Origin of the sequence: Pantoea sp. SM3, assembly GCF_000963995.1 — a bacterium.
GTDB lineage: Bacteria > Pseudomonadota > Gammaproteobacteria > Enterobacterales > Enterobacteriaceae > Pantoea > Pantoea rwandensis_B.
Genome location: NZ_JZRD01000030.1, coordinates 77,692 through 83,981, shown reverse-complemented (window position 1 = coordinate 83,981; position 6,290 = coordinate 77,692). Strand labels below are relative to the sequence as shown.

The following is a 6,290-nucleotide window of genomic DNA, read 5'->3' as shown; positions in this document are numbered from 1 at the left end:
TTTTGTCTTAACTGATCGGCATTATGCCCTTCGGCAGCCATTTTTTCGCTTTCCGCTTAACGGCAGCCTGCGCAGAACGCCGCGATACGATCGCAGCCGGTCTCTAAGCGTTCCATGCTGGTGGCATAGGACAAGCGGAAGTACGGGCTCATACCATAAGCCGCACCCTGTACGGTGACGACGTGCTGCTCTTCAATCAGCGCCAGCACAAAATCGGCATCGTTGCTGATGAAGCGACCACCCGCACTGGTCTTGCCGATCAATCCTTCAATATTCACAAACAGATAAAACGCGCCTTCTGGCTTATGGCAGCGCAGGCCATCAATTGAGGTCAGACGCTCCAGCACGTAATCACGGCGTTCACGATAAATGCGTGCACGCTCCTGCAACAGATCCTGTGGGCCTTCCAGCACCGCTACCGCCGCCGCCTGCGTCAGGGTACAGACGCCGCCGCTGTTCTGGGTGTTCACGTTGCTCATGGCTTTAATCAGCGGCGCAGGACCGCCGCAGAAGCCCAAACGCCAGCCGGTCATCGAATAAGCTTTCGACACACCGTTCACCGTCAGCACGCGGTCATACAAGCGTGGCTCAACCTGCGCAAGGGTATAAAAACGCACATCGTCGTAGATCAGATGCTCATAGATATCATCCGTCATAATCCACACCTGCGGATGACGCAACAGCACATCGCCCAGCGCCAGTAGCTCGGCTTTGCTGGCCACTGAACCGGTCGGGTTGCTCGGATAGTTCAGCAGCAGCCATTTAGTTTTGTACGTGATCGCCGCATCCAGATCCGCCGGCAGCGGTTTAAAGCCGTTCTCCTGCGCACACGGCAGCGGTACTGGAACGCCACCAGCAAATTTCACGATATCGGCATAGCTGATCCATGACGGCGTGGGGATCACCACTTCGTCGCCCGGATTGATGGTCGCCATGATGGCGTTAAAGATGATCTGCTTCGCGCCACCCGCCGTGAGAATCTGGCTCACGTCATACTCCAGCTGGTTATCCCGCTTGAATTTCAGCTGGATGGCTTTGCGCAGCGCAGGCGTACCGTCGGTCGGTGGATAGCGCGTATCGCCCGCGCGTGCAGCAGCGTAGGCGGCTTCAATTGCATGTTCCGGCGTGGGGAAATCCGGTTCGCCGGTAGAAAGTGCTACCACATCAACGCCCTGCGCCGCGAGATCGCGCGCTTTTTGGGTCATGGCAACGGAGGCGGAAACGGTCACATTCTTTAATCGATCGGCTATCTCGGGCATGGTCAATCCTGGGTTCGGGGGGTGTCAGTTTTCCCTGAGCATAGGATTAGGGCCGAAGCCACGGATAATAGTGCTTTGTTGTGGTGATATAACACAAAGCGATGACTGGACCGACTGCACACTTCTGCCATAAAGGCAGCAGATTGACTCAGAATTGCGCGACAGGTCACGCCCGCACGCCTGACGGGATGTTAATAAAGTGTTACTTTCTTTCCCGAGTCACATCTCGAACCCACGATTTTCCTTGCCCGTCATTGGCAATGCTGATGGGTCAACTGCACTCATTCGGTGCAGTGCTGCATTTTTCAACACCCGCCATGCCGGCGGCTCACTAGCTCAGCACCAGCCTCAGGAGGCCCGGTAGCCGTACCCTCCTGTCTGAGTTCAATAACGAAAGCTTATCCTGGCATCAACTTTGCTTGAGGAGGATATGCGTTCTGTTTGAGGGAAGTGTCCATGAATCTTCGTCGCCTGAAGTACTTTGTTAAAATTGTTGACGTCGGAAGCCTGACGCAAGCTGCCGATATCCTGCATATTGCCCAACCCGCGTTGAGCCAACAGCTGGCCACGCTGGAAGGTGAAGTGAATCAACAACTGTTGATTCGCACCAAACGCGGCGTCACGCCCACCGAAGCCGGGAAAACACTCTATTCCCATGCCCAGTCCATTTTGCGCCAGTGCGAACAGGCGCAAAGTGCGATTGATCTGGTTGGTGCAGCGCTAAGCGGCAGCGTCTCGGTCGGGCTGGCACCGGGCACCGCGGCGCAAAACCTGGCGCTGCCGCTGATGATGGAAGTGCAGCAACAACATCCTGGCATCGTGCTCTATTTTAACGAAAACTTCGGCACCACCCTGAGCGAGCTGATCATGAACGGACGTATGGACATGGCAGTGATCTACGATCATCGCACCATCCATGGTCTGCGCTTTATGCCACTGATGAAAGAAGATCTGTGCTTCGTTTGCCCGTTCAGCCTGGCCAAACCGGTCAAAGAGATCCCGCTGTCGCAGGTCGCGCAATATGATCTGTTCCTGCCACGTATCTACAACATCATGCGCAAAGTGCTGGATGACGCCTTCGTGCAGAACAATCTGCAGTATCGTGTGAAGTGCGAAATTGAGTCGCAAACCACCCTGAATGCGGCACTGAGTGCCGGCCTGGGCACCACCATCATGCCGGAATCCGCCGCACGCGCGATGCTGAAAAATGGCGATACCTGGATGGCGAAGATCATCGAGCCGGATGTGCAGGCCTCACTGTCGTTCTGCATGTCAGATCATCTGCCGCTGTCCCAGCCTGCTGAAGCAGTGAAATCGATTCTGCTGTCGCTGATGTCGCGCCGCAACGTGGAGAACCATCCACTGACCCTCGTGGGATAAGACCCGCTTATCACCGCAAAGCGAAACCCTCTTACTGCCCGTCTGACGAACGCGCTAGATTAATCTGGTCTGTTGCCCGCTCCGGCGGGCGTGTTTCGCTTTGACGGGAACCCCATGGAAAAAACTGCGATACCGCTGCCGACGCTGCGTGCGTTGGCGCGCAAGATGCAACGATCCGGCCTCAATAGTCTGGTGTTAGAGGGCAAACAGTGGTCGGTGCGTCTGACGTTTGCCCCGCCCTCTTTCCCATCCCCCACGATGATCCCTACGGAGGCGTGTCCGCCCGTGACGCATCGCATTGGCGCGCCGCTACCCGGCACGTTGCTGCGTCGCCATCCACAAAGCCAGCAAGATTTTGTCCAGCCGGGGCAGCAAGTTGAACCTCAGGATCTGCTGGCGATGGTGCAGGTTGGCCCACTGTACGTGCCGGTGCTCAGCCCCTGCAAAGGGCGGGTGCAGCCATTATCTCCTGAAACACGTTCCGTGGTTGAATACGATGAAGAAATCCTTATTCTTCAATCGGATAATTAATTATCGATCCGGTTATAAGGGGCTCTTATCGCCTCACAGTTTTTATGTCTTATGCCCTTGCGGCATAACTGCATAAAGTCAAAAAAGACCCAATACGCCGGAGACACCCCTGGCGAGACGAGGAAACACAAATGCCATTTTCAGATTACAAAACCGCGCTGGTGACCGGCGCATCAGCTGGCATGGGCGAAGCGATTGTTGAGCGCCTGTGCAAAGAAGGGATCACCGTGCACGCGGTGGCGCGTCGCAAGGAACAGCTCGCCGCGCTGGCCGATCGCACCGGCTGCATCCCGCATGCCGTGGATGTCAGTGACGTTAATGCGCTGACTGCGCTGTGCAAAGATCTGGAGATCGATATCCTGGTCAACAATGCAGGTCTCTCTCATCCTGGTTCGATTCTTGAGGCAGACGAAAACGTGGTGGAGACACAAGTGGATGTCAACCTGCGTGCTGTGCTGCACCTGTGCCGCTTGCTGGTACCGGGCATGATGGCGCGTGATCGTGGCCACGTATTCAACATCACCTCGATTGCCGCCATCTACAACTTCAACGGCAACTCGGTGTATCACGCCACCAAAGCCGGGGTACATGCCCTGTCGCGCCAGCTACGCGTGGACTGCTATGGCAAACGTGTGCGCATCACCGAAATCTGCCCAGGTCGTGTGGCCACCGACATCTTTGGCAACGTTTCAGGCGATCACGAGGACGCACGCCGCCGCTTTATCGATGGCTTCGAACTGCCGCAGGCCAAAGATATTGCCGACTGCGTGGCCTTTGCGCTGTCTGCGCCGGTCGCCGTCAACATCGGCAACATCGAAATAACCCCGACGCTGCAGGTGCCGGGCGGTCTTTCCACTATGCGACCGGGCGACCGCACCGCGTAAAACCGTACGATGAGGTAACTGTATGGCACTTGATTTCAGCAGTGTGATAACCGGCCATTACGGCCAGATGATCGTTGACGGAACGGTGATCACCCTTGAACTGGCGTTGGGTGCCTGGCTGCTGGCGATGGTTCTCGCCCTGCTATTGGTGGTGGTCCGCCTGACGGAGAATCGACTTGCCGTTGGGCTGGTCAAGGCGTACGTCTCCTATCACCGCAATGTGCCAACGCTGATTCAGTTGATGATGTGGTATTTCGCGATCCCCACACTGCTGCCGGAATCGCTGCAGATGATGATCGTTGACTACAACGCCGAGTTTTTATTTTCTCTTATCGCGCTCGGGCTGTGTCAGGCCGCCTACTTCTCTGAAGATATCCGCAGCGGCCTGCGCGCCATTCCGGACGGACAGAATGAGGCCGCCCGCGCGCTTGGCATGAGCTATGTCCGCGCCATGCGCTCGGTGATATTGCCGCAGGGTGTACGCAATGCGCTGCCATCTGTGGTCAATCACACCGTGCTGCTGTTCAAAAACACCAGTCTGGCGATGGTGATTGGCGTGGCAGACCTCACCTATGTGACGCGTGATATCGAGAACCAAACCTTCCGTACCTTCGAATCCTACTTAGTGGCAACCGTGGGTTACCTGTTCTTCTCCCTGCTGCTGATGGGCTTGGGCGCGCTGCTGGCCCGCCGCTTCCAGCGCGTTTACGCGAGGTAATGGCGATGTTAGAGATCTTCACCATTTTGCATGACAACGGCATGCTGCTGTTAATGGGCCAGTACCCTAACGGTCCGCTGGGCGGCGTACTCTGTACGCTTTTGATCTCCGTGCTGGCCGTGTTGCTGGCTTTCCCCATCGGCGTGTTGCTTGGCCTGGCACGTTTGTCGCCGTGGCGCTGGCTGAGCTGGCCCGCCACCTGTTGGGTGTATCTGCTGCGCGGCATTCCGCTGATGATGGTGGTGTTCTGGACCTACTTCTGCGTCCCGTTGCTGATTGGCCACAACATCAGCGGCTTCGCCACCATGCTGTGTACGCTGGTGATTTATGAGAGCGCCTACATCGCTGAGATCGTGCGTGGCGGCATTCAGGCGCTGCCGCACGGCCAGTATGAAGCGTCACGTGCGCTGGGGATGAGCCACCTGAAAACCCTGCGTTTAGTGATTCTGCCGCAGGCGCTGTTCAACACCTTGCCGAGCCTGGTGAGCCAATTGGTTTCCATCATCAAAGACTCCACGCTGGGCTACGTGATTAACGTGCCGGAGCTGACCTTTGCCGCTAATCAGGTCAGCAATCAACTGCTGACCAAACCGTTCCAGGTGTTCGCTATTGTGGCGCTGAGTTACTACATCATCTGCTTCAGCCTCACCTGGCTCGCTAACAAACTTGAAGCGCATATTGCGCAGAAACGTCGCCAACCGCCGCAGGCTAATCCCAGCGTTGCACCCGCGGTGATGCTGACTAAAACCTCTTCGCAATAAGGAACCACGATGAGCCCGATGATCATGTTTAACCAGGTCAACAAATGGTACGGCGCGTATCAGGCACTGACCGACCTGAGTGCCGAAATCAATACCGGCGAAGTGGTGGTGGTGTGCGGTCCGTCTGGATCGGGAAAATCCACTTTGATCCGCACCGTTAATCGTCTGGAACCCATTGATAATGGCCAGATCGTATTTGATGGCACCGACATTCATGGCAGCAGTACACGCCTCAACCATCTACGTACGCGCATTGGGTTCGTGTTTCAGAGCTTCAACCTGTTCCCCCACGTCTCGGTGGCAGAGAACATCATGATGTCACCGATGAAAGTCTTGGGCGTGAAGCGTGCCGAAGCGCGTAAACAAGCGGGTGAGTTGCTGGAGCGCGTTGGCTTATCACACAAAGCGGACGCCTATCCGGCGCAGTTGTCTGGCGGCCAGCAGCAGCGCGTGGCGATTGCCCGTGCGCTGGCAATGAAGCCGCCGGTGATGCTGTTTGATGAACCGACCTCGGCACTCGATCCTGAAATGGTCGGTGAAGTATTATCGGTGATGCGCAGCCTGGCGCAGGAAGGGATGACGATGATGTGCGTGACGCACGAGATGAATTTCGCGCGTGAAGTGGCGGACACCATCTGGTTTATGGATCAGGGGCAAATTCTGGAGAAATCGACGCCAGAGAAGTTCTTCACCCAACCACAGCACCCGCGTGCCCAGCGCTTCCTGAGCGATTTACGCTCACATTGATATCAAAGGG

Annotated in this window: 7 protein-coding genes; 6 read left to right on the top strand and 1 reads right to left on the bottom strand. The window is 56.4% G+C overall.

Going from position 1 to position 6,290, the window contains the following annotated elements:
• Nucleotides 1–56: 56 nt before the first annotated feature.
• Nucleotides 57–1,259 (bottom strand): pyridoxal phosphate-dependent aminotransferase, encoded by a 1,203-nt coding sequence (locus tag VI01_RS17045; protein ID WP_045816009.1) that lies wholly within the window; start codon nt 1,257–1,259, stop codon nt 57–59.
• A gap of 456 nt (nt 1,260–1,715) precedes the next feature.
• Between VI01_RS17045 and nac the strand changes: the two genes are divergently transcribed.
• The 6 genes from nac to VI01_RS17015 all read left to right on the top strand — a co-directional run bounded on the left by nac (nt 1,716) and on the right by VI01_RS17015 (nt 6,280).
• On the top strand, nt 1,716–2,639 hold the full coding sequence (gene nac / locus VI01_RS17040) for a nitrogen assimilation transcriptional regulator NAC (protein WP_034826712.1): 924 nt from the start codon (nt 1,716–1,718) through the stop codon (nt 2,637–2,639).
• Between the two features lie 114 nt (nt 2,640–2,753).
• A complete protein-coding gene (locus VI01_RS17035) occupies nt 2,754–3,170 on the top strand; it encodes a biotin attachment protein (protein ID WP_045816008.1) in 417 nt (138 codons plus the stop codon).
• A gap of 131 nt (nt 3,171–3,301) precedes the next feature.
• Nucleotides 3,302–4,054 carry an SDR family oxidoreductase gene (locus VI01_RS17030; protein WP_038643522.1) on the top strand — a complete coding sequence of 251 codons (753 nt, stop codon included), beginning with the start codon at nt 3,302–3,304 and terminating at the stop codon, nt 4,052–4,054.
• Between the two features lie 22 nt (nt 4,055–4,076).
• The gene (locus tag VI01_RS17025; RefSeq protein WP_045816007.1) at nt 4,077–4,772 is read left to right on the top strand and encodes an amino acid ABC transporter permease; all 696 of its coding nucleotides are present in this window, start codon (nt 4,077–4,079) and stop codon (nt 4,770–4,772) included.
• Nucleotides 4,773–4,777: 5 nt separating this feature from the next.
• The gene (locus tag VI01_RS17020) at nt 4,778–5,533 is read left to right on the top strand and encodes an amino acid ABC transporter permease (RefSeq protein ID WP_038643525.1); all 756 of its coding nucleotides are present in this window, start codon (nt 4,778–4,780) and stop codon (nt 5,531–5,533) included.
• Between the two features lie 9 nt (nt 5,534–5,542).
• Nucleotides 5,543–6,280: an amino acid ABC transporter ATP-binding protein gene (locus VI01_RS17015; RefSeq protein WP_045816006.1), complete on the top strand. Its 738-nt coding sequence runs from the start codon at nt 5,543–5,545 to the stop codon at nt 6,278–6,280.
• Nucleotides 6,281–6,290: the final 10 nt, after the last annotated feature.